At 69.1% G+C, this 26,777-nt stretch carries 28 protein-coding genes; 7 read left to right on the forward strand and 21 right to left on the reverse strand.

What is annotated here, in order from left to right; all coding sequences use genetic code 11:
• From E1202_RS20500 to E1202_RS20515, 4 genes are all read right to left on the reverse strand, one after another.
• Positions 1 to 447, reverse strand: coding sequence for a hypothetical protein (locus tag E1202_RS20500; RefSeq protein WP_132684770.1), 447 nt, complete (start codon positions 445 to 447; stop codon positions 1 to 3).
• A gap of 104 nt (positions 448 to 551) precedes the next feature.
• Positions 552 to 1,319, reverse strand: coding sequence for a hypothetical protein (locus E1202_RS20505; RefSeq protein WP_132684771.1), 768 nt, complete (start codon positions 1,317 to 1,319; stop codon positions 552 to 554).
• Positions 1,312 to 1,638, reverse strand: coding sequence for a type VII secretion target (locus E1202_RS20510; RefSeq protein ID WP_235878724.1), 327 nt, complete (start codon positions 1,636 to 1,638; stop codon positions 1,312 to 1,314). The genes E1202_RS20505 and E1202_RS20510 overlap by 8 nt, the downstream gene beginning before the upstream one ends.
• Before the next feature lie 43 nt (positions 1,639 to 1,681).
• Complete coding sequence (locus tag E1202_RS20515; protein ID WP_132684773.1) at positions 1,682 to 2,392, reverse strand: hypothetical protein; 711 nt, start codon at positions 2,390 to 2,392, stop codon at positions 1,682 to 1,684.
• 231 nt (positions 2,393 to 2,623) lie between these two features.
• Between E1202_RS20515 and E1202_RS20520 the strand changes: the two genes are divergently transcribed.
• Positions 2,624 to 3,202 (forward strand): dihydrofolate reductase family protein, encoded by a 579-nt coding sequence (locus E1202_RS20520; protein WP_132684774.1) that lies wholly within the window; start codon positions 2,624 to 2,626, stop codon positions 3,200 to 3,202.
• Positions 3,203 to 3,324: 122 nt separating this feature from the next.
• Here the strand turns inward: E1202_RS20520 and E1202_RS20525 are convergent, their stop codons facing one another.
• On the reverse strand, positions 3,325 to 4,002 hold the full coding sequence (locus E1202_RS20525) for a hypothetical protein (RefSeq protein WP_132684775.1): 678 nt from the start codon (positions 4,000 to 4,002) through the stop codon (positions 3,325 to 3,327).
• A gap of 173 nt (positions 4,003 to 4,175) precedes the next feature.
• On the opposite strand from E1202_RS20525, the gene E1202_RS32255 reads away from it, so the two are divergent.
• A complete protein-coding gene (locus tag E1202_RS32255; protein WP_235878726.1) occupies positions 4,176 to 4,547 on the forward strand; it encodes a hypothetical protein in 372 nt (123 codons plus the stop codon).
• Here E1202_RS32255 and E1202_RS20535 read toward each other — a convergent pair.
• Positions 4,534 to 5,364: an SDR family NAD(P)-dependent oxidoreductase gene (locus E1202_RS20535; protein ID WP_132684776.1), complete on the reverse strand. Its 831-nt coding sequence runs from the start codon at positions 5,362 to 5,364 to the stop codon at positions 4,534 to 4,536. The genes E1202_RS32255 and E1202_RS20535 overlap by 14 nt on opposite strands.
• A 36-nt stretch (positions 5,365 to 5,400) precedes the next feature.
• Positions 5,401 to 6,240 carry a helix-turn-helix transcriptional regulator gene (locus tag E1202_RS20540; protein WP_132684777.1) on the reverse strand — a complete coding sequence of 280 codons (840 nt, stop codon included), beginning with the start codon at positions 6,238 to 6,240 and terminating at the stop codon, positions 5,401 to 5,403.
• A gap of 124 nt (positions 6,241 to 6,364) precedes the next feature.
• Between E1202_RS20540 and E1202_RS20545 the strand changes: the two genes are divergently transcribed.
• Both E1202_RS20545 and E1202_RS20550 read left to right on the forward strand, forming a co-directional pair.
• Complete coding sequence (locus E1202_RS20545) at positions 6,365 to 7,090, forward strand: alpha/beta fold hydrolase (protein WP_132684778.1); 726 nt, start codon at positions 6,365 to 6,367, stop codon at positions 7,088 to 7,090.
• Between the two features lie 169 nt (positions 7,091 to 7,259).
• Positions 7,260 to 7,913 (forward strand): maleylpyruvate isomerase family mycothiol-dependent enzyme, encoded by a 654-nt coding sequence (locus tag E1202_RS20550; protein ID WP_132684779.1) that lies wholly within the window; start codon positions 7,260 to 7,262, stop codon positions 7,911 to 7,913.
• A gap of 84 nt (positions 7,914 to 7,997) precedes the next feature.
• Here the strand turns inward: E1202_RS20550 and helR are convergent, their stop codons facing one another.
• On the reverse strand, positions 7,998 to 10,166 hold the full coding sequence (gene helR / locus E1202_RS20555) for an RNA polymerase recycling motor ATPase HelR (protein ID WP_235878728.1): 2,169 nt from the start codon (positions 10,164 to 10,166) through the stop codon (positions 7,998 to 8,000).
• 360 nt (positions 10,167 to 10,526) lie between these two features.
• Here helR and E1202_RS20560 point away from each other — a divergent pair, with 360 nt between their 5' ends.
• Positions 10,527 to 10,736: a hypothetical protein gene (locus tag E1202_RS20560; protein WP_132684780.1), complete on the forward strand. Its 210-nt coding sequence runs from the start codon at positions 10,527 to 10,529 to the stop codon at positions 10,734 to 10,736.
• A complete protein-coding gene (locus tag E1202_RS20565) occupies positions 10,727 to 11,533 on the forward strand; it encodes a hypothetical protein (protein ID WP_132684781.1) in 807 nt (268 codons plus the stop codon). The genes E1202_RS20560 and E1202_RS20565 overlap by 10 nt, the downstream gene beginning before the upstream one ends.
• 190 nt (positions 11,534 to 11,723) lie before the next feature.
• On the opposite strand, the gene E1202_RS20570 is transcribed toward E1202_RS20565, so the two are convergent.
• The 10 genes from E1202_RS20570 to pyrR form a co-directional block, all read right to left on the reverse strand.
• Positions 11,724 to 12,080, reverse strand: coding sequence for a hypothetical protein (locus E1202_RS20570; RefSeq protein WP_132684782.1), 357 nt, complete (start codon positions 12,078 to 12,080; stop codon positions 11,724 to 11,726).
• A complete protein-coding gene (locus E1202_RS20575) occupies positions 12,077 to 13,159 on the reverse strand; it encodes a serine/threonine-protein kinase (protein ID WP_132684783.1) in 1,083 nt (360 codons plus the stop codon). The genes E1202_RS20570 and E1202_RS20575 overlap by 4 nt, the downstream gene beginning before the upstream one ends.
• 301 nt (positions 13,160 to 13,460) lie before the next feature.
• A complete protein-coding gene (locus E1202_RS20580) occupies positions 13,461 to 14,219 on the reverse strand; it encodes a hypothetical protein (RefSeq protein ID WP_132684784.1) in 759 nt (252 codons plus the stop codon).
• A gap of 182 nt (positions 14,220 to 14,401) precedes the next feature.
• Positions 14,402 to 15,253, reverse strand: a complete 852-nt coding sequence (gene pyrF, locus E1202_RS20585; protein WP_132684785.1) for an orotidine-5'-phosphate decarboxylase — start codon at positions 15,251 to 15,253, stop codon at positions 14,402 to 14,404.
• A 6-nt stretch (positions 15,254 to 15,259) separates the two neighbouring features.
• Positions 15,260 to 18,586: a carbamoyl-phosphate synthase large subunit gene (carB, locus tag E1202_RS20590; protein ID WP_132684786.1), complete on the reverse strand. Its 3,327-nt coding sequence runs from the start codon at positions 18,584 to 18,586 to the stop codon at positions 15,260 to 15,262.
• Positions 18,586 to 19,707, reverse strand: a complete 1,122-nt coding sequence (gene carA, locus E1202_RS20595) for a glutamine-hydrolyzing carbamoyl-phosphate synthase small subunit (RefSeq protein ID WP_132677579.1) — start codon at positions 19,705 to 19,707, stop codon at positions 18,586 to 18,588. The genes carB and carA overlap by 1 nt, the downstream gene beginning before the upstream one ends.
• A gap of 71 nt (positions 19,708 to 19,778) precedes the next feature.
• Positions 19,779 to 20,300, reverse strand: coding sequence for a PH-like domain-containing protein (locus tag E1202_RS20600; protein ID WP_132684787.1), 522 nt, complete (start codon positions 20,298 to 20,300; stop codon positions 19,779 to 19,781).
• Positions 20,300 to 21,598 (reverse strand): dihydroorotase, encoded by a 1,299-nt coding sequence (locus E1202_RS20605; protein WP_132684788.1) that lies wholly within the window; start codon positions 21,596 to 21,598, stop codon positions 20,300 to 20,302. Before E1202_RS20605 ends, E1202_RS20600 begins: the two co-directional genes overlap by 1 nt.
• Before the next feature lie 136 nt (positions 21,599 to 21,734).
• Positions 21,735 to 22,667 (reverse strand): aspartate carbamoyltransferase catalytic subunit, encoded by a 933-nt coding sequence (locus E1202_RS20610; protein WP_132684789.1) that lies wholly within the window; start codon positions 22,665 to 22,667, stop codon positions 21,735 to 21,737.
• Entirely contained in the window at positions 22,667 to 23,257 is a 591-nt protein-coding gene (pyrR, locus tag E1202_RS20615; RefSeq protein WP_132684790.1) for a bifunctional pyr operon transcriptional regulator/uracil phosphoribosyltransferase PyrR, read from the reverse strand. Before pyrR ends, E1202_RS20610 begins: the two co-directional genes overlap by 1 nt.
• Before the next feature lie 288 nt (positions 23,258 to 23,545).
• Between pyrR and bldD the strand changes: the two genes are divergently transcribed.
• Positions 23,546 to 24,034: a transcriptional regulator BldD gene (bldD, locus tag E1202_RS20620; RefSeq protein ID WP_010311046.1), complete on the forward strand. Its 489-nt coding sequence runs from the start codon at positions 23,546 to 23,548 to the stop codon at positions 24,032 to 24,034.
• 393 nt (positions 24,035 to 24,427) lie between these two features.
• On the opposite strand, the gene nusB is transcribed toward bldD, so the two are convergent.
• From nusB to E1202_RS20635, 3 genes are all read right to left on the reverse strand, one after another.
• On the reverse strand, positions 24,428 to 24,880 hold the full coding sequence (nusB, locus tag E1202_RS20625; protein ID WP_132684791.1) for a transcription antitermination factor NusB: 453 nt from the start codon (positions 24,878 to 24,880) through the stop codon (positions 24,428 to 24,430).
• Entirely contained in the window at positions 24,877 to 25,443 is a 567-nt protein-coding gene (gene efp, locus E1202_RS20630; protein WP_132684792.1) for an elongation factor P, read from the reverse strand. Before efp ends, nusB begins: the two co-directional genes overlap by 4 nt.
• An 83-nt stretch (positions 25,444 to 25,526) precedes the next feature.
• Positions 25,527 to 26,636, reverse strand: coding sequence for a M24 family metallopeptidase (locus E1202_RS20635; protein ID WP_132684793.1), 1,110 nt, complete (start codon positions 26,634 to 26,636; stop codon positions 25,527 to 25,529).
• Between the last annotated feature and the right edge of the window lie 141 nt (positions 26,637 to 26,777).

Below are 26,777 nucleotides of genomic sequence, written 5' to 3' on the forward strand. Positions count from 1 at the left end.
TCACCGTTGCGGCACCCCGTACCGCCCAGCACCCACCCGGTTCAGATCGAGCAAACGCCTCCCCACCAACATGTCGATCACGGAAATAGCAAATGGAAAAGGAAGAAGAACCAGGCATACCGCAGCTGCGGGCGGGAACTCGCCTGCCGACCCGCTACCTGCAGCGAGAATGAGAACGGCAATTCCGGTCGGAAGAATCGACGAAACCGCCAGAAAGAGCAGCGTCCGCCGGGACCGCCGGGCAAATTTCAGATTGAATGCCCCTGTGTTCACGCACGACGAACTTGTGGCCAGCGCGAGCGCCGAGGAGACAGCGAAAGCCCCAGCTAGCCACCCCAAAACAACGGAAAAGATCGCCGCTGCTGGCATCACCGCAAGAAGCATGAAGCAAGTCACCGCGATCCCGATCATGACGGCAGCAACCAAAAGTACCGACAAAACGCCCATCGATCGGGCAACTTTCCGAATTCGACCAACGAACTCAGGTGGAACCGGAACGAACTCGTGATTTGAGGCCATGTAATTACCCTGAGGCCAGGGCGGCGTAGGATTCACTGGTTCACCCGCCAATCGGAACCGTCGCCATCACTCACACTTCCATCGGAAAGGTCACCCAACACCGACTTCGGCCAGGTATTTCCCACATCGTGAATCTTCTGCGTAAGGGAATTCTGATCAGTAGCCAGAGAGTTGGCAAAGGCGACGACCGCAGTGCTCGCTGCGGTGATCAACCCGATGACGACACTGAGGACGCCAGCAATCTCAGCAACCCCAAGCGGAGCCCCAACCCCGGTGCAGCATGCAGCAATAGCACCGATGAGCCCGACGAGGAAGACAGCAAGCGCTGCCGCAGTCGCAACGTAGAACGCTGTCAGTGCATTCGCCAAACTGTCCAGAGAGCTTTGCACCTGCCGAGCAAGCGTCTTTAGCGCAGTCAGACCGTCCGCCTGCGAAGGAACGACTGCCTTGTACGCCTCGGACGCGCGCCCCTGCCACTCAATCGGCGCACGAAGCCTGTTCAACGCGATGTCCCCTGCAGTTTCGCCAAGAGGCTGAGAAACCAGACGCTCCCACATATCAGCCTTCATCTGAAGCGCTGGGACGCTGCCCATCCAGGCAAAGAACTTGTTCAACTCCTTCCAAAACTCCTGGAGCCTCTCCTTGAAGACCTTCAGCCCGTCCTCAACAGCTTTGATCACCCATTCAAGAGCACTAGGAACCCAACTCAGAGTGTCATTGAGCTGGTCGAAGAACTCCTGGATCTTCCTTTCGACCTCTTTGACCTTCGCGTTGATCTCAGCAACCGTGGTATCAGCCACCGTAGAGGTCTCCTTCCATGCGGTAGGCACCCTGAACCTGGTGCATGCCCTTTTCGTCGTCGGCCTGGTACTCCTTCGCTGCCTCGTTGAGGTCAGATCCGATCTTGCGGAAATAATCAGCCGCCTTCTCTATCACTTCCTCCATGGCCGAAGTCGCATCGTTGAAGCTCTGATCGAGTCCCGCCCATTGCGCGAAGATTGACACGTCCGCAAGTTCAACATCAAGGGACCCGACCGCATTCAACGGACCAGACAAACCCTGCGCGGCAGATTCCCACTTCTTTGCATCCGAGCGCAGTGCCTCCAAGGCAACATTCACGCCACCACCTGGGCTCATACACCACCCCTAAAAGGATTCAAGATCAGTACTGCGACGGTAGTCCGATCCGCCGAAGGAACAACTGGGGATCACTGACGAGGCCTTTCAACTCACTAATTGCGCGGCTCTGCGGCCCTTGCGCCAAATCACCTGCAGAGGACTGCTCACCCAATTTGCTGAGCACGTCGTTGAGTTCGGACTCGATCTCGGCCTTCCGGGCCGCCGAGGACCAGTTCGGATCAATCGAAAGATCGTGGATCTGCCCTTTCGTAGCAGAACCCTGCACGTGTCCACCTGCGCTCGTGACCGATGCTGTGCGGTCCAAGCGCTGCGATACTTGCTCCGCAAATCGATCGACGTCGACGTAGACCTCATCCAGCAAACGCTGGACGTCCGAGGGGTTCAGCGGCGAGAGGTCGGGAACATCCACCGGTGCACCCGACGCTGAGCGTTCGGCAGTTAGACCCATTTGCTCCGCGTTGCGCGCGAGCACCTGCATGGTCGCCGTCTGCGCAGCGGAGACCACAGCCGTGTGCAGCGCGCGCGGATCAACCGACTTCTTCCAGTCAGCTGCCAGGGAAACGCCGACCACAACGCCGGCATCGTCGACCTCAACGGTGACGGGCGGTTCAGCACTCGAAGCCTCCGAGCCCGAAACCGAGACGGAATCGTCCCTGTGCCAGGTGCTATCGAACTCCGCTGTCGGGTCGTATTCAATGTCCCAATCGTCTGGGTCCTGCCTGCCGCGAGCCATACGGCTTACCTCCCGAGGTTTCGAGTGCGCGCGCGAGTGTGCCGTGCATCGAACAACCCTTGCAGGCGAATCGACCAACTGTGTCCCTCAGCACCGCTATACGGGTGATACGACCCACCTCAGGCTCCTCGACAGTCGGCTCCAAGCGGGTTCCACCAAAAACACTGCCTACGATGAATTCCTCCAGCTGGGCTGGTCTACCGCCTGTGTGTCGATACTGGAGGAGACGGCATGGCGAAGTCGGTTCTGTACATGGCGATGTCGCTTGACGGGTTCATCGCCGGTCCGGAGGACGGGCCGGGCAACGGGCTCGGCAACGGTGGCCTCCGGCTGCACGAATGGCTCGGCGAGCCCGTCGCGGGGTATCCGCACTTCGACCCTCCGGGGGTGAGCGGGCAGGTGTTCGCCGAGGCGATGAGGACCGGTGCCGTCGTCGTCGGCCGCAAGACGTTCGACTACGCCGGCCACTGGGACGGTGACCACCACGGTGTGCCGATCTTCGTGCCCACGCGCGGCACGCCGCCGGAACCGCAGAGCGGCTGGGTGCACTACGTCCCCGATGTCGCGACCGCGATGCGCGAGGCCAAGGAGGCCGCCGGGGCCGAGGACGTGATGGTGCACGGGGCCGCCCTCGCGCAGTCGCTGCTGCGCGAGGGGCTGCTCGACGAGCTGGAGATCCAGCTGGTCCCGGTCGTGCTCGGCGACGGGCGACGGCTGTTCGGCACAGACCACGTCGAGCTCGAGCTGACGCGCGTGCTCGACGCACCCGGCGTCACACACCTGCACTACCGAGTGCTCCCGTCGTCCTGATGCTCTTCGCTTGGGTGGTGGGATCCCCCGCGGGAGAGAACCGATTCGACGACTCCGCCAAGCGAATGGACGATGCGCATGCCCGCGCAGCGGCATCCTGAGGTTCTTCGACTGGTAGCGGGTCAGGACGAGACGATGTCGAGGAAGCGGTTGTGGCGGAGTCTCGTGGCTCGTTCGAGGGCGGCGAGGGTTCCGGCGGTGATCAGGGTGGCGTTCGCCCAGGTCGGAAGGCGGATCGGCGAGGTGAACGTGCCGACCTTCTCGGCGATGACCGGGCTGTGGGTGAGGACCTCGACGCCGTGGAGGATGTTCACCGCGAGCGCCACGACGAGGATGACCACGGCTGTCGCTCCGATGACGGCGCTGGCGCGGGGGAAGCGCTGCCCGAACCTCGCGCGGAGGCCTTCCTGGGAGCGGTGGTGCGGGCGCAGCGCCCGTTGCGCGCCGGTTTCGGAGACGAAGTGCATGCGCTTCAGGCCGAAGGCGGTGGTGGTGACCTCGATGACGCCGCCGGGCACCGGGAACGCCGTCGGCACGTTGGAGCGGGACACCTGCACGCCGTTCCGGTACAGCGCGGCGGGGGCTTTGCCCTCCCCGTTGTCGTGCTGCTTCCTCGTCTTCGCGTCGGCGAGGTACCGGACATCGACCGCGTAGGTGTGGCTGATCCCGTCGTGGTCGGCGAGTTCGAGGAAGAACAGGGAACGGGCGAAGAGCTGCCAGAGGCGGTAATCGCGAAGCGGGCTCCCGTCGCCGGATCTGACCTTGACGAGCTGCCTGCGCCTCATCAGCTTGTTGACCATTCGGGTGCCTCTCGTCGTAGAACCCATCCCCTGCGGTAGTCAACGGCGTGCCCTCGGGGCACGGTCAAGAGGCGCTGCGGGCTGCGGCCGGCGAGGCGACGAACTCACCTCCCTCGGAAACACACCTGTTCGCCAGACTTGTCCTGCGTGCGGGGCGTGACACAATCCGCACCATGAGTTACCAGCCACACGATCCCTACGACCGGAACGACCCCGGGCGGTACCCGTACGGGGACGACTACGGCGACCGGCGCCCTCCTCGGCGTCCGGGGCAGGTCGGGGACACCATCGCGCGGGTCGTGCGGATCGTGGTGTCGATCGTGGTGCTGGTGTTCGCGTTGCACGTGCTGTTCGTGGTGCTCGACGCGAACCAGGGCAACGGCTTCGTGTCGTTCATCTACACCCTCGCGCAGACCTTCGTGCTGGGGCTCGGTGACGTCTTCACCCCGGACGACGCGCTCCTCGGCGTCGTGTTGAACTACGCGCTGGCCGCGCTGATCTGGTTCATCGTCGGGCAGATCATCATCAAGATCATCCGCCGCTAGTCCGGACGAGAGCGAGGGTGCGGGCGCGCAGCGTTGCTCTGGCCTCGGCGTCGTAGGCCTGGGCGTGCGCCCGAGCGGGACGGAGTCGGTCGAAGAACTGGCCGGTGACGCCTTCGACCGACTCGTCAACGGCGAGCCTGCGGGTCGCCTCCACGCCGGTTCCCAGCGAGTCCGAACTCCTGCCGACCTCCGACAGGACGATCTTGGTCGGCATGAAGGTCGCCGGGTGCAGGCAGGTCGCGGCCAGCTCGGTCGGCGCGAACCGCTCGGCGAGGTCGAAGCTGTGCATGATCTGCGCGAGCTTGCTCTGACCGTAGGCGCGGGAGCCCGAGTAGTCGCGTTCGAGCATCAGGTCGTCGAAGTCGAGCGGGTCCTGCGCCAGCGACGCCACGTGCACCACCCGGGCGGCACGTCCCTCCGCTGCCGAGGAGCGCAGGAGCGGCAGCAGGCCCTCGGTGAGCGCGAAGGTGGCCAGGTAGTTCACCGCGAAGCGCAGCTCGTGACCGTCCGCGCTGGTCCGGCGCTCGCGCCCGTCCGGCTCGCCCGATCCGATGCCCGCGTTGTTGACCAGCACGTCGAGCCTGTCGACGCTGCTGCCGATCGTGTCGGCCAGCGTCGAGACCTGGGCGAGCTCGGTCAGGTCGGCTGTCGCGGTGACCGCAGCGGCACCGCGGGCCCGGACCTCGGCTGCGACCTGCTCGACCTTGCCCGCGTCACGGCCGTGCAGGACGAGCCGGACGTCTGCGCTCGCCAGGCGCAGGGCCAGGGCACGGCCGAGCCCATCGGTGGCACCGGTGATCGCGATCGTCCGGGGCATGTGGTCCTCCCATCGTTCGGAAGCTTCCTCAGGGGATCAGAGAGCGGGCTCGGAGGCCTCGCGCGTGACGGAGGTGGTGGCGAGCAGGGTCAGCCTCTCGGCGCTGTCCGTCCCGGGGTCGGGGTGGAAGATGACCAGCGCTTGGCCCGGGCTGCCTTCGGCGCCGAGGCGCTCCCGGTTGAGCACCAGCTGCCCGACCTGCGGGTGGTCCACGCGCATGGGCGCTGCCGCGCACACGAGAACGTCGTGGCGGGCCCAGATCCTGCTGAACCGGGTGCTGGCGAGGCTGAGCTCCCCGACGATCTCGATGTAGCGGGGATCGTCGGTGTCCGTGCCGACCGCCTTCCGGAAACCCGCGACCGCGCTCACCGAATCGTTCTCCCAATCCGGGTAGAGCGCCTGCTCGGCGGGGTCGAGGAACATCTCGCGCAGCCGGTTGGTGCCCGCCACCAGGCGTGGTGACAGCGCGGTCGCCAGGGGGTTGGCTGCGAGGACGTCCATGTAGCGGCTCTCGACGAACGCCGGAAGTGCCAGTGAATCAAGGAGTTTCGCCGTGCTCGGCCCGATCTTCTGCACCGGCGGCTTGTGGCGGCGCTGGGGTTTGGTGGCGCCCAGGCGCAGCAGGTGGTCCGTCGCCGCCTCGTCGAGCCGCAGCACGCGGGCGAGCGACTCCAGCACCTGCACCGATGGGTTGCGGTCGCGGCCCTGCTCCAACCGCAGGTAGTAGTCGGCGCTGATGCCGGCGAGCATCGCGACCTCCTCCCTGCGCAGCCCGGGCACGCGCCGCACTCCCGTCGCCGGGATCCCGGCCTGCTCGGGCGTGACCAGCTCACGGCGTGCGCGCACGAACTCGCCCAGCAGGTTCTGCTCACCCATGACTCCAGCGTAGGCGCGCGGATGTGGGCGTGCCTGGTCCTGCCAACCCCAGGCTCACGGGGGCTCTGGCTGGGGTGGCAGGCCGGCGGCAGCGTGGTCGGCACATCGACGAAGGAGTGCATGGATGTCCACGTTTCTGCTGGTGCACGGCGCCTGGCACTGCGGTCGGGCGTGGGACCGGGTGGTTCCGCTGCTCCGCGGCCACCGGGTGCTCACCCCGACCCTGACCGGATACGGCGACACCACCCACCTGCTGAGCCCGGACGTGGGGCTGCACACCCACTCCGCCGACATCGTCCGGTTGATCCTCGCCGAGGACCTGCGCGACGTCGTCCTCGTCGGGCACAGCTACGCCGGGCTCGTCATCTCCGACGCCGCCAACCAGATCCCCGACAGGATCGCGCAGCTGGTCTACCTCGACGCGATGGTCCCCGTCGACGGCGAAACCGCGGCCGACGTCATGCCGCAGGCGCGCAAGGCCGTCGAGCGGGCGCTCGACTCCGACAGCGGATTCCGCGTCCCACCACCGCCCGAAACCCCGGAAGGCCTGTTCGGCGTCATCGACCCCGCCGACCTGGCCTGGTTGCGGACGATGCTGTCCGACCAGCCCGTCGGAGCGCTCCGCGAACCCGTTCGCCTGGACAACCCGGCGGTGCGAAGGATCCCCCGCGTCCACATCCACTGCACCGACGCCCCCGAAGGATTCGCCCGACGCCCCGTCCCGGCCGTGCAGCCCAACGGAAACCCCGAAGTCGTCTGGGAACTCCCCACCGGCCACGACTGCATGATCACCACGCCCCACGAGCTGACAGACCTCCTGCTACGCCTCACCCCGGAGAACCCGAACTGACTCGGCCCCGCCCCCGGGTCCCGTCTCGGATGACCCGGAATACGGCGGTAATCCGGGTGCCGGTACCGGGCGTGAGGGGTGTGGGGCGAGGAATGCGGGGTTCGTCCCGGAGCGAGGAGAGTTGGGGCAGAGGGGGCTTGGTGTCGGTCGGGTGTCGTACGGTCGGCGGGTGAAGACGGATTTCGAAGAGCTCTTCCGGATCTCGGAAGAGAATCGTCGGCTGGCGGCCGACATGTTCGCATCGTTGACACCGGAGCAGTGGGCGACGCCGAGCCTGTGCTCGGGATGGACCGTGCGGGAGGTGGCGGCGCACCTGCTCGCTCCGCTCGAAACCCGGTTCAGCTGGTTTCGCGTGCTGCGCACCGTCATTCGCTACCGCGGTGACCTCGACCGGTACCTCGACGAGCAGACCCGCGAATGGGCCGAGCGCCCCACGGACGAGCTCGTGGCCGGCATCCGCCGGCTGGCGGGTCGGCAGTTGAACGTGCCGTTCGTCGGGCCCTTCGGTCCGATGACCGACACGTGCATCCACCTGCGCGACGCCGCCCGGCCGCTCGGTCTCGACGTCAACCCGCCACCGAGCTCGTGGCGAGCAGCGATGGACTTCCTCGTCTCGAAGCCGGGCGCCCGCGCCTTCCTGCCCGCCAGCCGCCTCAACGGCCTCCGGCTCATCGCCACCGACCAGGACTGGGCCTGGGGCGAAGGCAGCGAGATCCACGGTCCGTCGGAGGCCCTCACGCTGGCCGTCACCGGCCGCGCCGTCGCCCTCCCCGACCTCGAAGGCCCCGGCGTCGAGCTCCTCCGCGAACGCATCACGGACTGACCCACCTCGTGGTTCCGGATTTCAGTGGACATCGGGAACCCGGTTCCAGTGGAAACCCGGGTCCCGAGTTCCACTGAAATCCGGTCACGCGACTTGGGCGGGGTCGGTGAGTCCGGAGAGGGCCGCGGGGAGGGGGTCTTGGTGCAGGATCCCCAGGCGTTGGGTCGCTCGGGTGAGGGCCACGTAGAGCTCGGCGCCGCCTCGCGGGCTTTCGGCGAGGATCCGGGCGGGTTCGACCACCAGGACCGCGTCGAACTCGAGCCCCTTGGTGTCCGCCGGGGACACCGCGCCCGGGACGTCCGGAGGGCCGATGACGACGCTGGTCCCCTCGCGTTGCGCTTCGTCCCGGGTGAACTCGTCCACGGCTGCGGCCCTCTCGGACTCCGCGACCTGGCGGTGCCAGGGCGCGACTCCGCAGGAGCGGACCGATTCCGGGGGCAACACGTCGGGAGCGAAGTCCGCCAGCAGAGACGCAGCGACCTGCATGATCTCCGCCGGGGTGCGGTAGTTGACCGTCAGCTCGCGGTACGCCCAGCGGCCGGGGACGTAGCGGTCCAGCATCGCACCCCACGCCACGGCGCCCGCCGCTGAGCGGCGTTGCGCCAGGTCCCCTACGACCGTGAACGAGCGGCTCGGGCATCGGCGCATCAGGACTCGCCAGTCCATTTCGGACAGTTCTTGCGCCTCGTCGACCACGACGTGCCGGTAGGTCCAGTCCCGGTCGGCGGCGGCGCGTTCGGCGAGATCGCGGGTGCCGTGCTCGACGAATCGCTCCGCCAGGTCTTCCGCGTGCAGCAGGTCCTGGGCGAGCAGGTGGTCTTCGTCGTCCATCATGTCGTGCCGCTCGGTCTGCATGATCTCCAGGACTCCGGCGGCGTATTCGGCCTCGGCGGCTCGTTCCGAGGCCACCGGGTCGGAGGTCTTCGCGACGCCCAGCAGGTCGACGAGCTCGTCGAGCAGCGGAACGTCGGAGACCGTCCACGCCTGGCCATCAGCCCGGTGCAGGGGCTCCGCGCCGACCGCCCGCAACCGCTCCGGCGACGAGTACAGGTCGGCCAGGAGCCGCTGCGGGGTGAGGATCGGCCACAGCTCGTCGAGGGCCTCGGTGAAGGCCGGGTGCTCGCCCAGCTCGGCGAGCAGGTCGGCCCGCAGGTTCTCCCACACCTCCTTGTTGTCCCTGGTCAACCAGCCTTTTCCGATGCGTCCGATGGCGCGTTCGGTGAGCACGTAGGTGACGATGTCGGTGAACACCGCGCGGGCCTCGTTGTGCGGGAGGCCGCTGTCGCGGGCCTCCTGGCGCGCCCACTCGGCGGTCGGGGCGTCGATGCGGACCGTCACGTCCTCCAGCTCGATGTGCAGCGGCTGCTCCGGCAACCGCCGGCGGTCGGCGACGGCCGCGTTGAGCACGTCGAGGATCTCCAGCGAGCCCTTGAGCTGCGCGACCTCCGGCGCGTCCTCGGCCGTGACGTGCAGGCCGGGCACCAGGTCTCCGGTGGTGGCGAACACGACGTCGGACTCCCCCAGCGACGGCAGGACGCGACCGATGTGGGTGAGGAACGCCGGGTTCGGCCCGACGACCAGCACGCCGCTGCGCTCCATCCGCTCGCGCTGCGTGTAGAGCAGGTAGGCGACGCGGTGCAGCGCCACGACGGTCTTGCCGGTTCCCGGACCGCCCTCGATGACCAGCACACCCGCGTGGTCGAGCCGGATGATGCGGTCCTGCCCTGCCTGGATGGTGGCGACGATGTCGCGCATCCCCTCCCCGCGCGGAGCGTTGACCGCGGCCAGAAGCGCCGCGTCACCGCCGGACTCCCCGTCCGGGCGCCCGAGGACCTCGTCGGTGAAGTCGGTGATCTGGCGGACTCGGGTGTGGAACTGGCGTCGCCGGCGCATGTTCTCCGGGGTCGCCGCGGTGGCGGTGTAGAACGGGCGTGCCGCCGGGGCACGCCAGTCCAGCAGCAGCGGCCGGTAGTCGTCGTCGGAGTCGAACAACCCGATCCTGCCGATGTAGCGGCGCTCACCGTCGACGGCGTCGAGCCGCCCGAAGCACAGGCCCTGGTCGGCCACGCCGAGCCGCTTGAGCTCCCTGGCCTGCGCCCGGACCTCCACGTCGCGTTCCATCGCGGACGCGCCGGTCCCCCGCAGCGCGTCCCTGTAGCGGGTCTCGACGCGCGCGCGTTCGGCGTCGAGCTGTTCGTAGAGCCCCGCGACGTAGGCGCGTTCGGACGTCAGTTCTTGGTCGTGCTGGGACACGTGTTCCTCGCAATTGATCGATTCCCCCAGCCGGGCACCGCGTTTTCGCTGGTCTCGGCCCAGGCCGAGCATTGTGCGGCACACCTGGGGCCTTGCCGCAAATCCCCCTCCCCGCTGTAAAATGAGAGCGGGAAGAGGGGAAGTGTTCTCTCCCTCTCGCATTCCGCGACAATTCTTCGGCAAGTTCGCCGTCTCCTCTTGCCGATCACCGATCGCGCCCCAGCGTTCCCGCTGATCGCGCCGCCCCGGGCTTGCCCCGAGGTCACGTCGCCGGGGTCCCCGGAACGTGATGTTGCGTGCCCGACCGTCACGCGCGGACATTCGATCCCGTCACTGTTTCCACTGTGGAGGGACGAGAACATGTGCGCCAGTTGGCGAATTCCGGCTTGCGAGCGTCGCGGCGAGGTCGTGGTGACGCTGCTGGTGCGGGACGAGATCTCCATCGCCCAGGAGGGCGTGGAGGTCGTGGTCGCGCGCAGCCAGCTCACCGACGTCGCCGACAAGCTCTACTTCCTCGACCAGGCGTTCCGCGCCGAGGCCCGCGACGTGGTGGAAGCGCTGTGCGACTGATGACCTGCCTGATGCTGTGGGCGCTGCTGGCGGGGTGCGCGACCGACGCGCCGGAGCGGCCCGAGGACCTGTTCTGGGAGGTCTACCGGCGGCAAGCCACCCAGCCCGTCGTGCACACCCGCCGCGAACGCTTCAACACGCCCGAGGCCGCCGCGGCGCGGCGGATGGTGCTGGTCAGCGACGAGATCTTCGACCACCGGTCGGGGCACCACGTCGGGACCACCATCGAGCACTGGCGCGGTGAGAGCGTCGTGCGCACCAGGTGCGTCGACGGCGTCCGCCACGGCTACCTGCCCTCCCGCAAGACGTGGGACGAACCGGAATCGAGCTCGTTGTGCCAGGTCAGCACGCGTCCGCTGCTCGGCGACGGGATCATCCCCGGGGGTCTGTCGGACGCGCAGGCCGACGCGGTGGTGGAGTCGCTGCGCGGCGAGCACCGGTTCCTCACCCCGATGGCCCCGACACCGGTCGACGTCGGCGGCAAGCGCTACCTGCGGGTTCCGGTGCGGGCGCGACCCACCGAGCACGACGGCACGGCGTGGGACATGCAGCACCTGCTGTTCGCGCTGCACGACGCGGGGGTGGACCCGAGGACGTACCCGTTCCAGCCCGCCGACAACACCGGGGCCGGCGCGGACCTGACCTACTTCGTCGATCCGGCGACGCTGCTGCCCGCCTTCGTCCACCGTCAGATGCTGCCCGCGCCGGGGCCGGTGGTGCGGGTCGAATACGTCCGCCCGGCACGACTTCCCGCTGATCCGCTGGCGGACGTGACCCCGTGGGCGTTGCGCTGGTGACCCGGCCCGCCGCACCGCCCCCGAAGGCCGGACTACCGCCGGGATCCGGCCGCCGTGATCGGGTACCCGGAAAACCGCGGTAATCCGGGACCTGAAACCTGCGGTATTCCGCCGGCACCCTGATTACCGCCGTAATCGGGTGCCGGAAAACCGGAGTAATCCGGGGATTGCGGGTTGGGGTGGAGGGTGGTCAGCCGTCGCCGCTTCGTGACTTCTTGTCCTCGCTGCGGGGTTCGGACGGGTTCACCGTCACGGTGACCGGGCCCGAACCGGGTGCCGGGATCGTGCGCACGTCCTCGGCGACCCGGTCGGCGGCGGTCATGATGGATCCGGCGCTGTCGGCGTCCAGCTCACCGTCGGCGACCGCCTCGGCGATCTCGCGGTGCAGTGCGGCCAGCGCGGTCTCGGTGTCGAGGCGGTTCTGCGCCAGGGCCGCGGCCTTCACCTGGGCGACGCGGGCGCTCAACCGCGTCCGCACCTGCGGGTCGTCACCGCAGCCGACCAGCACGAACACGACCAGGAGCAGAACGGGCAGCAACCGGTTCATCCGCGCACCAGCCTCTCCAGGTTCGCCAGGTCCACGGGCAAGCGCTCCACACCGGGACTTCCGGAAACCGGTGGCAACCCAGGCGTTTCGGATCTGCCGGGCCAGAAGGCGACGAGAAGCGCGGCCAGGGCCACCACCGCCAGCAGTCCGGCCGCGATGGGTGCGACCGATGGGCGCGAGGGTTGCGGCTGGAGAGGCATCGACTGCGTCGGCGGGCGGTGCGCCCGCTGCTGCGGGATGCGCGGAGGCGGGACCGGGAGCGGCGGCGGGACCGGGGCGATGACCTCGGTGGTGCGGCCGTTGAGCAGGTCACCGGCCTGCTCGGCGGTGATGCGGCGCGCCGGGTCGGAGGCGAGCATCGCCAGCAGACCGCGTCGCAGCCGGGCCGGGATGCCGAACGGGATCTGCGGCGGCCGGACCAGCCGCGCCACCGCGGCGTCCGGCCCGCCCGGGTACTCCACGCGGCCCGTCACGCACTCCAGCAGCACCAGGCCCAGCGCGTACACGTCAGCTGGAAACCCCACGTCTCCACCGGAAACCTGCTCCGGAGCCATGTAGGTGGTGGTGCCGACGACCATGCGCGAGTCGGTCAGCCGACCCGCCGCGTCGGCCAGTCGCGACACCCCGAAGTCGGCCAGGTAGGCGCGGCCGTCGTTGCCGATGAGGACGTTGGTCGGTTTGACGTCGCGGTGCACGACGTCGTTGCCGTGCACGTAGGCCAGCACGTCGGCGAGCTTGCCCCCGATGTCGGCGACGTCCTCGGGGCGCATCGGCCCGGACTCGGTGACGTCGGCCAACGTGCCGCCCTCGATCAACTCCATGATCAGGTACAGCTCGTCCTCGTCGGCGCTGAAGTCGTGCACGGTCACCAGGCCCGGGTGGCTCAGCCCCGCCAGGATCCGCGCCTCCTCCGCGAAGCGCTTGCGCCCCAGCTCATCGGTCGCCGAGCGGAAGACCTTGGCCGCGACCAACCGCTGCAGGCGGGTGTCCATCGCCCGGTGCACGTCGGCCATCCCACCGCCGCCGAGACGAGACCCCAACCGGTACCGCGCGCCCAGCAGCGGAGCATCGTCGGTCATCGAGCCAACCCTCCGAACCCCTCAACACAGCGACCCTAACGGGTGAAGATCACTCCGCGATCACCAGCTTGCACCCCTCCAACGAGCCGGCCGGACACCGGTGATCACCGGAAGAATCCCCGCTGCTCAGGCGATTCCGGCCACGACGGGGAGGTTCGGAGCACCCGCCGAACAGCGCCCAGCAGCGATCATCCGAACGGACCAGTTCATTCACATTTCGCGCGAAATTCGAACGGCCCGGCCGCACCCGCGCTGCGACGTCGAGGAAGATCACCTCGGTTGGCGGAGCGCCACGACAACGTCAGATGCGCTGTCCGGCGATCTCCACCAGCTCCGCCGCGTCCTTGAGCCGGAACTCGAGCGTGGAACGGTCGGTGAAGTTGATCCGGAAGAACTCGATGGGCTCGAATCCTCGGCCCAGAGCGGCTGCGCTGAACTCGGCGATGCCGTTGCCCGGCAGCTGCCACCAGGTTTCGACCGGTTCGACCTCGCCGCTGTTGGCCTTGCCCTTGCCCAACCACCCTCCAAGAAGACCTGGACGTTCGCCAGAGCTCTCCGCCTCCGAGAGCGCATCCGCTTCGACGACCACGGCGAGTCGCTGGTCGCTGCACACCAGCCAGGCGAGATGCCCGCCGCTGTTCAAGGCCGCGACGCTCTGCGGAGCAGACTGCTGCGAGTCGCCAGCGTGCGCCCAACCGAACACAGCGGGGTCGTGCACCCATTCGTCCGCGAGGTAATCACCCGCTGCTACCTGCGGATTCACCTGCGGCCACGGCGGCTGGCCCCGGTCATCCCCGGCCCCGTGTGGGGCGTGGCTTTCGTTTCCGACGATCGCACCGAACCAACCGGACTTCTGCGGGCAACCGATGATGAAGGCCAAGTTCTCGCCGGCGAGGTCGAGGACGGCACCTGATGGCGCCACGGAGACCGTGATGGAGCGGTCATCGCTGGTGGCGGTTCCCCGCATGTCCTGGACCGCGGACTGGAGCCGGCCGGCCTTCACCGCCTGCTCCTCGAAGTTGCGCAGCATCTCCTGGATGCGCTCGGCCGCGCCGGCCATCCGATCCTCCCCTGATCGACTTCGCTGCGGCGACGGTATCCGAGGTGTCGGTGGAGTGGTGGGGGTTCGGTGAAGGCGTCGTTCGGTCGGCTCGTCGGGGTTCGACCGCATCGGGAATTCGACGCGAGAACACCCGTCCCCGGCGCGAATGTGTCGTGCCGGGGACGGGTGTTGTGGTCGGCTCAGTCGTTGAGCTGGCGGGTGATCTCGTCCGCGAGGCGGGTGTGGGTCTCTCGCAGGGACTTCACCTCCGGGCCGTGGCGGAGGACGTCTCTCGACGTGGTCGGGAGGACGTGCGGGAGAGCCCGGCCGAAGACGGCCTTGAGGTCCCGGACCGTGGCGCCCTGGGCGCCGAGGCCCGGGGCGAGGATGGGGCCGTTGAGGTCGGAGAAGTCCAGTTCTCCCGCGGGGATGGTGGCGCCTGCCACCACGCCCACGTGCCCCATCGGCTCCTTGCCCAGGTTGGTCTCCGCCGCGGAGTCCACGATGTACTGGCCGACGGTGTCGCCGCTGCCGTGGACCGACTGCTGCAGGCCCACGCCCTCGGGGTTGGAGGTGCGGGCCAGCACGAACACGCCCCTGCCGTTCTGCTCGGCCAGGCCGATGGCCGGGGCCAGCGAGCCGTAGCCGAGGTACGGCGAGACCGTGATCGCGTCGACCGCCAGCGGGGCGCGCTCGTCGAGGTAGGCCATCGCGTAGGCCGTCATCGTCGAGCCGATGTCACCGCGCTTGACGTCCAGCAGCACCAGCGCGCCGGCCTGCTGCGACTCCGCGATCACCTTCTCCAGCACCGCGACGCCCGCCGACCCGTAGGTCTCGAAGAACGCCGACTGCGGCTTGAGCAGCGCCACCCGGTCGGCCAGCGCCTCCACCACGGTCATCGCGAACCGCTCCAGGGCATGGGGGCTCTCCCCCAGCTGCCAGGCGTGCAGCAGCGACGGGTGCGGGTCGATGCCCACGCACAGCGGCCCGCGCCGGCTCACCGCATCGGCGAGCCGGGCGCCGAAGCCGGCGCGCAGCGGAGCATCAGGCATCGCCGCTCACCGCCCCTGCCGCAGCGCGGCCTGCAGGGCCTGCAGCGGGCGGACGCCGATGTTGCCGCCGATCGCGGCCTCGATGCCCTGCACCGCCGCGGCAGCGCCCTGCACCGTCGTGATGCACGGGACGTCGCGGGACACCGCGGCCGTGCGGATCTCGTAGCCGTCGACCCGCGGACCCGGGTTGCCGTACGGGGTGTTGATGATCATGTCGACCTCGCCCGCCTTGATCAGGTCGACGACGTCGCGCTGCCCCTCGACCGACTCGGTGTGCTTGGCGACCACGGTGGAGGTGATGCCGTTGCGCCGCAACACCTCGGCGGTGCCCTCCGTCGCCAGGACCTCGAACCCGAGGTCGGCCAGCCGCTTGACCGGGAACACCAGCGAGCGCTTGTCCCGGTTGGCCACCGAGACGAACACCTTGCCCGACGTCGGCAGCGAGCCGTAGGCACCGGCCTGCGACTTGGCGAACGCCTGGCCGAACGAGGTGTCGATGCCCATGACCTCGCCGGTCGACTTCATCTCCGGTCCGAGCAGCGAGTCCACCCCGACGCCCTCGCGGGTCCGGAAGCGGTGGAACGGCAGGACCGCTTCCTTGACCGCCACCGGAGCCTCGACCGGCAGGTCCGCGCCGTCGCCCTCGTCGGGCAGCATGCCCTCGGAGCGCAGCTCGGAGATCTTGGCGCCCAGCATGATTCGCGCGGCGGCCTTGGCCAGCGGAGCGGCCGTGGCCTTCGAGACGAACGGAACCGTCCGCGACGCGCGCGGGTTGGCCTCCAGCACGTAGAGCACGTCGTCCTTGAGCGCGTACTGCACGTTGAGCAGACCGTGCACGCCCACACCGCGGGCGATGGCCTCCGTGGAGCGGCGGACCATCTCGATGTCCTGGCGCCCCAACGTGATCGGCGGCAGCGCGCACGCCGAGTCGCCGGAGTGGATGCCGGCCTCCTCGATGTGCTCCATCACGCCGCCGAGGTAGATCTCGTTGCCGTCGCACAGCGCGTCGACGTCGATCTCGATCGCGTCGTCGAGGAACTTGTCCACCAGCACCGGGTGCTCCGGGGTCACCTCGGTGGCGCGGGCGATGTAGTTGGCCAGCGACGCCTCGTCGTAGACGATCTCCATGCCCCGGCCGCCGAGCACGTAGGACGGGCGCACCAGCACCGGGTAGCCGATGTCGTCGGCGATCCGCTTGGCGCCCTCGAAGGACGTCGCGGTGCCGTACTGCGGGGCAGGCAGACCGGCCGCGACCAGCACGTCGCCGAACGCGCCGCGCTCCTCGGCCAGGTGGATCGCCTCCGGCGGGGTGCCCACGATCGGCACGCCCGCGTCCGCGAGGCGCTGCGCCAGGCCCAGCGGGGTCTGGCCGCCCAGCTGCACGATCACGCCCGCGACCGTGCCCGACCGCTGCTCGGAGTGCACGACCTCCAGGACGTCCTCGAAGGTCAGCGGCTCGAAGTACAACCGGTCCGAGGTGTCGTAGTCGGTGGAGACCGTCTCCGGGTTGCAGTTGACCATCACCGTCTCGTACCCGGCCTCGCGCAGCGCCATGGCCGCGTGCACGCACGAGTAGTCGAACTCGATGCCCTGGCCGATGCGGTTCGGGCCCGAGCCGAGGATGATCACCTTCGGCTTCTCGCGCTGCTCGCCGACCTCCGACTCGGCCGCCGGGTCGGACTCGTAGGCCGAGTAGTGGTACGGCGTCTTCGCGGCGAACTCGGCGGCGCAGGTGTCGACCGTCTTGTACACCGGACGCACGCCCAGCCGGTGGCGCAGCGCGCGAACGCCGTCCTCACCGGCCAGTTCCGGGCGCAGCGCGGCGATCTGGCGGTCCGACAGGCCCGCGCGCTTGGCGACGCGCAGCAGCGAGGCGTCCAGCACCGGGGCGTCGACGAGCTCGCGGCGCAGCTCCACCCACGCCGAGATCTGGTCGACGAACCACGGGTCGATGCCCGAGGCCTCGTGCACCTGCTCGACGGTGGCGCCGAAGCGCAGCGCGCGCTCGACGGTGTAGATCCGGCCGTCGTGCGCGGTGCGCATCTCCTCCAGAGTGGATTGAAGCGTGGCGGGCTGTCCGTCTTCTCCGGCGGGATCGGGCTTGGTCCAGAAGCCGACGGACTTGGTCTCCATCGAGCGCAGGGCCTTGCCCATCGCCTCGGAGAAGCTGCGGCCCACGGCCATCGCCTCGCCGACGCTCTTCATGGTCGTGGTCAGCTCCTGGTCCGCGCCCGGGAACTTCTCGAAGGCGAACCGCGGCACCTTCACGACCACGTAGTCCAGCGTGGGCTCGAACGACGCCGGGGTCTCACCGGTGATGTCGTTCTGGATCTCGTCGAGGGTGTACCCGACGGCGAGCTTCGCGGCGATCTTGGCGATCGGGAAGCCCGTCGCCTTCGACGCCAGCGCCGAGGACCGCGACACGCGCGGGTTCATCTCGATGACGACCATGCGGCCGGTGGTCGGGTGGATGGCGAACTGGATGTTGCAACCGCCGGTGTCCACGCCGACCTCGCGCAGCACGTCGATGCCGACGTTGCGCATGTGCTGGAACTCGCGGTCGGTCAGCGTCATCGACGGCGCCACCGTCACCGAGTCACCGGTGTGCACGCCCATCGGGTCGACGTTCTCGATGGAGCAGATGACCACCACGTTGTCGGCGTGGTCGCGCATCAGCTCCAGCTCGTACTCCTTCCAGCCGAGCACGCTCTCCTCGATGAGCACCTCGTGCACCGGGGACTCGGACAGGCCGAAGGAGGCCATCCGCTCCAGGTCCTCCTCGGTGTGCGCCATGCCCGAACCCAGACCACCCATGGTGAAGCTGGGCCGGATGACCACCGGCAGACCGGACTCGGCGACGAACGAGCGCACGTCGTCCATCGACTTGCAGACCTTCGACGAGGGCACCTCGCCGCCGACCGAGCGCACGATGTCCTTGAACATCTGCCGGTCCTCGCCGCGCTGGATCGCGTCCACGTCCGCGCCGATGAGCTCCACGCCGTACTTGTCGAGCACGCCGCGCTCGTGCAGCGCGATCGCCGTGTTCAGCGCCGTCTGCCCGCCCAGGGTCGCCAGGATCGCGTCCGGGCGCTCGGCGTCGATGACCTTCTCGACGAACTCGGGCGTGATCGGCTCGATGTAGGTGGCGTCGGCGAACTCCGGGTCGGTCATGATCGTCGCCGGGTTGGAGTTCACCAGCGAGACGCGGATGCCCTCCTCCCGCAGCACCCGGCACGCCTGGGTGCCGGAGTAGTCGAACTCGCACGCCTGGCCGATGACGATCGGCCCGGAACCGATCACCAGAACGTGCTTGATGTCAGTACGCTTTGGCATTACCGAGCCTCGCTCATCAGATCAACGAACTTGTCGAACAGCGGCGCGGCGTCGTGGGGACCCGCGGCCGCCTCGGGGTGGTACTGGACGGAGAAGGCCGGGCCGTTCAGCAGCCGCAGACCTTCGACGGCACCGTCGTTGGCGCAGTGGTGGGACACGATCGCGCGGCCGAAGTCGGTGTCGAACTCCTCGCCCGGCTCGCCTTCCACGGCGAAACCGTGGTTCTGCGCGGTGATCGCGACCCTGCCGGTCTCCTGGTCGATGACCGGGATGTTGATGCCGCGGTGGCCGTACTGCAGCTTGTAGGTGCCGCGGCCCAGCGCACGACCGAGGACCTGGTTGCCGAAGCAGATGCCGAACAGCGGCAGCTTCCGGTCCAGGGCCTGGCGGGTCAGCTCGACCTGCGCGTCGGTGGTCGCCGGGTCACCGGGACCGTTGGACAGGAACAGCCCGTCCGGCGCGATCTCCAGGATCTCGTCCATCGTGGACGCCAGCGGCATCACGTGGATCTCGATGCCCCGCTGGGCCATCATCCGCGGCGTGTTCGCCTTGATCCCCATGTCCAAGGCTGCCACCGTGAACCGCTTCTGGCCGTTGGCCGGGATCACGTAGGACTTGCCGGTGGTGACGTCGCCCGCCAGGGACGCGCCCACCATCTCCGAGGAGTCCTTCACCGCGGCGACCATCTGCTCGTCCGAGACCAGCTCGGGGCCCGAGAAGATGCCACCGCGCATCGCGCCCAGCTCGCGCACGTGGCGGGTCAGGGTGCGGGTGTCGATCCCGGAGATGCCGACGACGCCCTGGTTGGTCAGCTCGTCGTCCAGGCTGCGGGTGGAGCGCCAGTTCGACGGGCGGCGGGCGGGGTCGCGCACGGCGTAGCCGGCGACCCAGATCTTGTCCGACTCGTCGTCCTCGTCGTTCCAACCGGTGTTGCCGATCTGCGGCGCGGTCTGCACCACGATCTGCCGGTGGTAGGACGGGTCGGTCAGCGTCTCCTGGTAGCCGGTCATGCCCGTGGTGAACACGACCTCCCCGAGGGTGCGGCCCACCTTGCCGTAAGCCTCCCCGCGGAAGATCCGGCCGTCCTCCAGCACCAACGCGGCCGGTGTGTACGCGGTCATTTCTCCTCCTGTGCCGGCGTGGGGATGATCCACGCCCCGGTCGGTCGGATGAACGTCGGCGAGAACGTCGTTCATCCGTCCTCCGACTCGTTCGAAGTCGTGCGAGCGGGCAGCGATCGGATCGCCTCGACCCACTCGGTCTGCGCTTGCTTGTCGTCGCCGCGGAATCCGGTGTCCAGCAGCTGATCGCCGAGACGCCAGGTCACCACCACCAGACCGGCACCGGGCACGACCTTGTTGGCCAGCTTGTGGTCCAGCCGGGCGTCCACCACGGACTCGGCCGGGACCCACACCGCCGAAGCGCCGTCGCGCTCGATCAGCAGGCCGCGGGTGTGCAGGTGCGCGGTTCCGTTGGCGCGGTGCCCGATGTCGCCGACCGCGATGCGGTCCTGCCAGTCATCGGCGCTGGTCGTGCCGATGTACATGCCGGTGGCGGGGGTCAGGGTCTCGGCGCCGGGGTCGGCCGGCCGCTCCGGGAAGGGAGGCAGCTCGGCCGCCTGTCGTCGGGCTCGGGCCAACCAGCCGCGCCGCATCCCGAAGAACACCAGCGCCGCCAGCGCGGCGAGCGCGAGCACCCACAACAAGCGTTCCATCAGCGCCTCACCTTGCCTTCGTGCGCGGTCACCGAACCGCGCAGCAGCGTCGCGACGACCCGACCGGGCAGCCGCATTCCCTCGAAGGGCGAGTTCTGTCCCAGGCTGGCCAGCTCGGCGGCGCGCACCGTCCACTCCGCGTCCGGGTCGACCAGCGCGAGGTTGGCGGGTTCGCCGACGGCGATCGGCCGTCCCTGCCCGGTCAGACCGGCGATCTCGGCGGGACGCTCGGAGAGCACCCGCGCGACACCGCGCCAGTCCAGCAGGCCCGACCGCACCATCGTCTGAGTCACGATGCCCAGCGCGGTCTGCAGTCCGAGCATTCCCGGCTTGGCCGCGGACCACTCGCAGTCCTTGTCCTGGGCCGCGTGCGGGGCGTGGTCGGTGGCCACGCAGTCCACGGTCCCGTCCGCCAGCGCCCGGCGCAGGGCCAGGGCGTCGTCGTCGGTGCGCAGCGGCGGGTTGACCTTGTTGACCGGATCGTAGGTCTGCAGCCGCTCGTCGGTGAGCAGCAGGTGGTGCGGGGTCACCTCGGCCGAGACGGTGCCATCGGTCTCGCGGCCCTTGAAGAACCGCAGCAGCTCGGCGGTGCCGGCGGTGGAGACGTGGCAGACGTGCAGGGTCCCGCCGGTGTGCGCGGCCAGCAGGCAGTCGCGCGCCACGACGGACTCCTCCGCCGGAGCGGGCCAGCCCGCCAGGCCCAGCCGGGCCGCGTTCGGCCCCTCGTGCGCCTGCGCGCCGACCGTCAGCCGCGGCTCCTCGGCGTGCTGGGCGACCAGCCCGCCGAACGAGCGGGTGTACTCCAGCGCGCGGCGCATGAGCAGCGGGTCGTGCACGCATTTGCCGTCGTCGGAGAAGACCCGCACCTCGGCGACCGAGTGCCGCATGGTGCCCAGCTCGGCGAGCTTCTCCCCCGCCAGGCCGACGGTCACCGCGCCCACCGGGTGCACGTCGACCAGGCCGACCTCGCGGCCTCGGCGCCACACGTGCTCGACGATCACGGCGTTGTCGGCGACCGGGTCGGTGTTGGCCATCGCGAACACGGCGGTGTAGCCGCCCAGCGCGGCGGCCATCGAGCCGGTCTCGATCGTCTCGGCGTCCTCGCGGCCCGGTTCGCGCAGGTGGGTGTGCAGGTCCACGAAGCCCGGCAGCACGACCGCGCCGCCGCCCTGCACGATCTCGTCGGCGTCGGCGGTGATGTCGGCGCCGATCTCGGCGATCGTCGTGCCCTCGACGAGCACGTCGACCGGCTCGCCCTCCCCGTACGGGCGGACGTCCTTCAGCAGTACCCGGCTCATGCGCAGCCCGCCTCTCCGCGATTCACAGCTGTGGTTGCGTATCGCTCAACGTCACGTTTCGCGGTTTCTTGTGGCTGGCTCGCGTCACGTTCCCCTGAGGTGCGGTCGAGCACTACTGAAGCTGCGACAAGACGACTCATGCGGCGAGCTCCTCTCCCGCGAGAAGGTGGTAGAGCACCGCCATCCGCACGTGCACGCCGTTGCCGACCTGCTGGGTGATGGCGGCGCGCGGCGAATCGGCCACCGCCGGCGCGATCTCCATGCCGCGCAGCATCGGGCCGGGGTGCAGCACGACCGCGTGCTCGGGCAGCTTCGCGAGCCGCTTCTCGTTGAGGCCGTAGGCGATCGAGTACTCGCGCGCCGACGGGAAGAACCCGCCGTGCATCCGCTCGGCCTGCACCCGCAGCAGCATGACCGCGTCCAGCTTGGGCAGTTCCGGGTCGAGGTCGTGACGCACCTCGGCGCCCCAGTGCTCGATGCCGGTGGGCACCAGCGTCGGCGGCGCGATGAGCGTCACCTCGGCCCCCAGCGTCCGCAGCAGGTGCACGTTGGACCGCGCGACGCGGCTGTGCAGCAGGTCGCCCACGATGCCGATGCGACGCCCTGAGACGTCCCCCAGGCGCTCCCGGAGGGTCGCGGCGTCCAACAGGGCCTGGGTGGGGTGCTCGTGCATCCCATCGCCCGCGTTGACGACCTGGGTGCCGTCCTGCTCCAGCCAGCCGGCGAGCCGGTGGGCGGCGCCGGAGGCGGGGTGCCGGATGATCACGCAGTCCGCGCCGGCCGCCGCCAGCGTCAGCGCGGTGTCCCGGAGGGACTCGCCCTTGCCGACCGACGAGCTGCCGGCCGACACGTTGATCACGTCGGCGCTCATCCACTTCCCGGCGACCTCGAAGGACACCCGGGTCCGGGTGGAGTTCTCGTAGAACAGCGTCACCACGGTGCGCCCGCGCAACGTGGGGAGCTTCTTCACCTCGCGCCCCAGCAGCGTCTGCTTGAGCGTGTCGGCGGTGTCGAGGACGGCGGTCGCGTCAGCCGCGGCCAGACCCTCGGTGGACAGAAGGTGGCGCATCACACCTCCTCCTGTTCCTTGTGGATCACCACGCGGTCCTCGCCGTCCGTTTCGGACAGCTGCACCGCCACGTCCTCGCTGCGGGAGGTCGGGATGTTCTTGCCCACGTAGTCCGCGCGGATCGGCAGTTCCCGGTGCCCCCGGTCCACCAGCACGGCCAGCTGGACCGAGCGGGGCCGGCCCTGGTCGCGCAGGGCGTCGAGGGCCGCGCGCACGGTGCGGCCGGAGAACAGCACGTCGTCGACCAGCACGACCAGCTTGTGGTCGATGCCACCGGGCGGCAGGTTGGTGGGCTCCAGCGGCCGGTTGGGCTGGGAGCGCAGGTCGTCGCGGAAGAGCGTGATGTCCAGGGTGCCGACGGGAACCGTCACGCCGCTGAACTCGCTGATCTTGTCCGCCAACCGCCTGGCCAGCGGCGTTCCCCTGGTGGGAACGCCCAGCAGCACCACGCAGCCGTCGCCGGTGTCCAGCGCGGTCTTCTCGATGATCTGGTGCGCGATTCGGGCTATCGTGCGCGCAACGTCACCGGCCGAGAGCAACTCCCGCTGCCCAGCCGGTTCCGCCGCGCTCGCCTGATGGCGAGACGCCACGGTGCGACCTCCTTCTCCGCCTCACAGGACGGGTCCTTAAAGGATGGTGTGTGAGCTGCCCCGCAATCCGGGTTCGTGATGAACCTGCGCATCACCGGGCTGCCCCGTACGCTATCAGCGACAACGGGTCAATCGACCGGGTGGTGTGTTGGCGCTCGCCACATCGGCACCGAAGACCAACTTGACCTGGTGACGCTCGCGAGCGAACATTACTCTCCGTATCGATCTGAGCTTTGCTCCCCGGTCGCCGTTATCGGCTGACGGGGCGAACGAACGGAGAAACGCCACATGGGCGACTACGCCAAGGCGCTGGGCAGCAAACTCCGCGCTATCCGCCAGCAGCAGGGTCTGTCGCTGCACGGCGTCGAGCAGAAGTCTGGCGGACGGTGGAAGGCCGTGGTCGTCGGGTCCTACGAGCGAGGCGACCGCGCGGTGACCGTGCAGAAGCTGGCCGAACTCGCCGATTTCTACGGCGTGCCGGTCGCGGAGCTGCTGCCCGAGGGCCGCGTGCCTTCTGGAGCCGAACCGGCCACGAAGGTCGTGATCAACCTCGAGCGCCTGCAACAACTGCCCGCCGAGAAAGTGGGTCCGCTGGCCCGCTACGCGGCCACGATCCAGAGCCAGCGCGGTGACTACAACGGCAAGGTGCTGTCCATCCGCACCGAAGACCTGCGGTCCCTGGCGATCATCTACGACATGACGCCGGGCGAGCTCACCGAGCAGCTCATCGACTGGGGTGTGCTTCCCCCGGAGGCGCGCCCTGCTCGCGAGGAGTGAAACAACACCGATAGGCGGACCGGGGCACCCAGCGGCGAAGCCGCGACGGGTGCCCCAGGGCTTTCCGGGCCCTCACCCGTTCGGTCGCCGGTCGACCTCCCAGTGCTCGCACAGGGCAACGACAGCACACCGCCGTTCGAGTGAGAACCCCCACGAACCGAAGAGGGGCACCTGCCGCACGGCAGGTGCCCCTCTTCGGTGTTTTGTGAGCGGCAGTAGCCGCCTCTTCAAGTGCGGGACTCAACCGGCACCGCCGCGGGTTCTCAGCGGTTCTCTGGGGAGGACGCCGCGACGCCGTGTATTGGCATACATCAGGAGTGGCGCCCGGACCCAGAGGACCGCTGAGGTTCCGCCACCCGCACCGCCGAGCAAAGCGACCCCGAGAGCAGAAGATCAGTCGACCGGGGTTTCCTCTTTGGGTAGGGCTTTGCGGAGCCTGTCCCGAATCCCCGCCAGACGTCCCAGGACGCCGTTGACGAAGCGCGGGGAGTCGTCGGTGGACAGCGCCCTGGCCAGCTCCACCGCCTCGTCCACGGCCACCACCGGCGGCACGTCGCCCTTCGGGCACCACAGCAGCTCGTAGAGGCCCAGCCGCAGCACGGCGCGGTCGACGACCGGCATCCGCGAGAGCGTCCAGCCCTCGATGTGCTGGGTGAGCAGCTCGTCGATCCGCTCCCGGTTCTCGTTCACGCCTTCGACGAGGGTGATCGTGTAGTCCGGGACCGGGGCGGTCTCGGGCGCGCCGATCCGGTCGGACATGAGCGTGACGGCATCGGTCTCGCGCAGATCGGCCTCGTAGAGGAAATCGACCGCGCGCTTACGGGCCTTGCTGCGCGAGCCGCTCATTTGGAGTTGACGCGGCTGAGGTACCGGCCGTCGCGCGGGTCGACCTTGACCTTGTCACCGGTGTTCAGGAACAGCGGGACCTGGACCTCGGCACCGGTCTCCAGCGTCGCCGGCTTGGTGCCACCGGTCGAGCGGTCGCCCTGCACGCCGGGGTCGGTGTGCTCGACGACGAGCTCGACGGAGGCGGGCAGCTCGACGTACAGCGGAGCGTCCTCGTGCCGGGCGACGACGACCTGGCTGTTCTCCAGCATGAACTTCGCGGCGTCGCCGACGACGTCAGGCGTGACGTTGACCTGCTCGAAGGTCTCCGGCTCCATGAAGACGTAGTCGTTGCCGTCGTAGTACAGGTAGGTCATCTCGCGGCGGTCGACGTTGGCCGTGTCGACCTTCACGCCGGCGTTGAAGGTCTTGTCGACGACCTTGCCGGAGAGCACGTTCTTGAGGGTGGTGCGGACGAAGGCGCCGCCCTTGCCGGGCTTGACGTGCTGGAAGTTGACGACGGACCACAGCTGGCCGTCGAGGTTGAGCACCAGTCCGTTCTTCAGGTCGTTCGTGGAAGCCACGTGGGGGTTCTCCTGTGGTGATGGCTTGGTGTTGCGCCGGGCCGCGACGGGGTGCCGGCGAAATTCCGCGCACTCGTCGTGCGTCAGACTTCGACGAGCTCTTTGGTCGTCAGGGTGAGGAGCTCCGGTGTGCCGGGCCGCACGACCAGCGTGTCCTCGATGCGGACCCCGCCCCGCCCGGCCAGATAGACGCCAGGCTCGACGGTGACCGCCATCCTCTCGGCGATTCTACCGTCCCCGCGCTGCGACAACGTGGGCGCCTCGTGGATCTCCAGCCCCACGCCGTGTCCCAAGCCGTGCAGGAACTGCTCCCCGTACCCCGCGTCGGCGATCACCTGGCGGGCCGCGGAGTCGACGTCGCGGACCTCGGTGTCGATCTTCACGGCCGCGCGGCCGGCCGCCTGCGAGGCGCGGACGAGCTCGTAGATCTCGCGCTGCCAGTCGGCGGCCTTGCCCAGCACGACCGTGCGGGTCATGTCCGAGTGGTAGCCGTCGACCAGCGCTCCGAAGTCCATCTTGACGAAGTCGCCGTGGGCCAGCACCGCGTCGGTGGGCCGGTGGTGCGGGACCGCGGAGTTCGGGCCCGCGGCGATGATGGTCTCGAACGACGGGCCCGCGGCACCGTTGTCCAGCATCCGCGCTTCCAGCTCGCGGGCCACCTCCAGCTCGGTGCGCCCCGCGCGGAGCCCGCCGTGCTCGATGAGGTCGGTCAGCGCGCGGTCGGCGGCGGCGCAGGCCATCCGCAGCGCCTCGATCTCGGTGGCGTCCTTGATCAGCCGCAGCTGCTCGACCATGCCCGGGGCCCGGACCAGCTCGGACTTGCCCGCGGCGTCGTCGAGCACGTCGCGGTCGTCCACGGTGACGTGCTGGGACTCGAAGCCGACCCGCCGGTAGTCGGTGTTCTCCTCGCCGAGGCGGTGGGCGATGGTCAGGTCGCTCGCCCGGTCGATGACGCGTTCCAGGTCCGCGACCTGCTCCTCGGCCTGCGTCAGGTAGCGGCCGTCGGTGCAGAACACCGTGCGGTCCTCACCGCCAGGACCGTCGGCGGCGTGCACCACCAGCGCGGCGTTGGAACCGGTGAAGCCGGTCAGGTAGCGGATGTTGAGCAGGTCGGTCACCAGGAGGGCGTCCAGGTCCCGCTCCCGCAGTCGGCTGCGGAGTGCGTCTCGTCGGTGGGCGTGCGTTTCGGGCATGTTTCGGAGCCTAACTCGCAGGACACGGGATTGGCCTTCGTCTGACGGCCGTTTGCTGAAAGCCGCCAGGACCTTGCGCCCCGGACCCGCTCCGCGCAACTCGGGGGCGTGGAAATTCGCAGGTGAGCGGATCTTCGCGAG

This window comes from Saccharopolyspora karakumensis, from assembly GCF_004349225.1.
Classification (GTDB): domain Bacteria; phylum Actinomycetota; class Actinomycetes; order Mycobacteriales; family Pseudonocardiaceae; genus Saccharopolyspora; species Saccharopolyspora endophytica.

Coding starts and splice junctions, on each gene's coding strand:
- E1202_RS20500 (WP_132684770.1), bottom strand. CDS start 447: ATGGGCGTTTTGTCGGTACTTTTGGTTGCTGCCGTCATGATCGGGATC.
- E1202_RS20515 (WP_132684773.1), bottom strand. CDS start 2,392: ATGGCTCGCGGCAGGCAGGACCCAGACGATTGGGACATTGAATACGAC.
- E1202_RS20520 (WP_132684774.1), top strand. CDS start 2,624: ATGGCGAAGTCGGTTCTGTACATGGCGATGTCGCTTGACGGGTTCATC.
- E1202_RS20525 (WP_132684775.1), bottom strand. CDS start 4,002: ATGGTCAACAAGCTGATGAGGCGCAGGCAGCTCGTCAAGGTCAGATCC.
- E1202_RS32255 (WP_235878726.1), top strand. CDS start 4,176: ATGAGTTACCAGCCACACGATCCCTACGACCGGAACGACCCCGGGCGG.
- E1202_RS20535 (WP_132684776.1), bottom strand. CDS start 5,364: ATGCCCCGGACGATCGCGATCACCGGTGCCACCGATGGGCTCGGCCGT.
- E1202_RS20540 (WP_132684777.1), bottom strand. CDS start 6,240: ATGGGTGAGCAGAACCTGCTGGGCGAGTTCGTGCGCGCACGCCGTGAG.
- E1202_RS20545 (WP_132684778.1), top strand. CDS start 6,365: ATGTCCACGTTTCTGCTGGTGCACGGCGCCTGGCACTGCGGTCGGGCG.
- E1202_RS20560 (WP_132684780.1), top strand. CDS start 10,527: ATGTGCGCCAGTTGGCGAATTCCGGCTTGCGAGCGTCGCGGCGAGGTC.
- E1202_RS20570 (WP_132684782.1), bottom strand. CDS start 12,080: ATGAACCGGTTGCTGCCCGTTCTGCTCCTGGTCGTGTTCGTGCTGGTC.
- E1202_RS20575 (WP_132684783.1), bottom strand. CDS start 13,159: ATGACCGACGATGCTCCGCTGCTGGGCGCGCGGTACCGGTTGGGGTCT.
- E1202_RS20580 (WP_132684784.1), bottom strand. CDS start 14,219: ATGGCCGGCGCGGCCGAGCGCATCCAGGAGATGCTGCGCAACTTCGAG.
- pyrF (WP_132684785.1), bottom strand. CDS start 15,253: ATGCCTGATGCTCCGCTGCGCGCCGGCTTCGGCGCCCGGCTCGCCGAT.
- carB (WP_132684786.1), bottom strand. CDS start 18,586: ATGCCAAAGCGTACTGACATCAAGCACGTTCTGGTGATCGGTTCCGGG.
- carA (WP_132677579.1), bottom strand. CDS start 19,707: ATGACCGCGTACACACCGGCCGCGTTGGTGCTGGAGGACGGCCGGATC.
- E1202_RS20600 (WP_132684787.1), bottom strand. CDS start 20,300: ATGGAACGCTTGTTGTGGGTGCTCGCGCTCGCCGCGCTGGCGGCGCTG.
- E1202_RS20605 (WP_132684788.1), bottom strand. CDS start 21,598: ATGAGCCGGGTACTGCTGAAGGACGTCCGCCCGTACGGGGAGGGCGAG.
- E1202_RS20610 (WP_132684789.1), bottom strand. CDS start 22,667: ATGCGCCACCTTCTGTCCACCGAGGGTCTGGCCGCGGCTGACGCGACC.
- bldD (WP_010311046.1), top strand. CDS start 23,546: ATGGGCGACTACGCCAAGGCGCTGGGCAGCAAACTCCGCGCTATCCGC.
- nusB (WP_132684791.1), bottom strand. CDS start 24,880: ATGAGCGGCTCGCGCAGCAAGGCCCGTAAGCGCGCGGTCGATTTCCTC.
- E1202_RS20635 (WP_132684793.1), bottom strand. CDS start 26,636: ATGCCCGAAACGCACGCCCACCGACGAGACGCACTCCGCAGCCGACTG.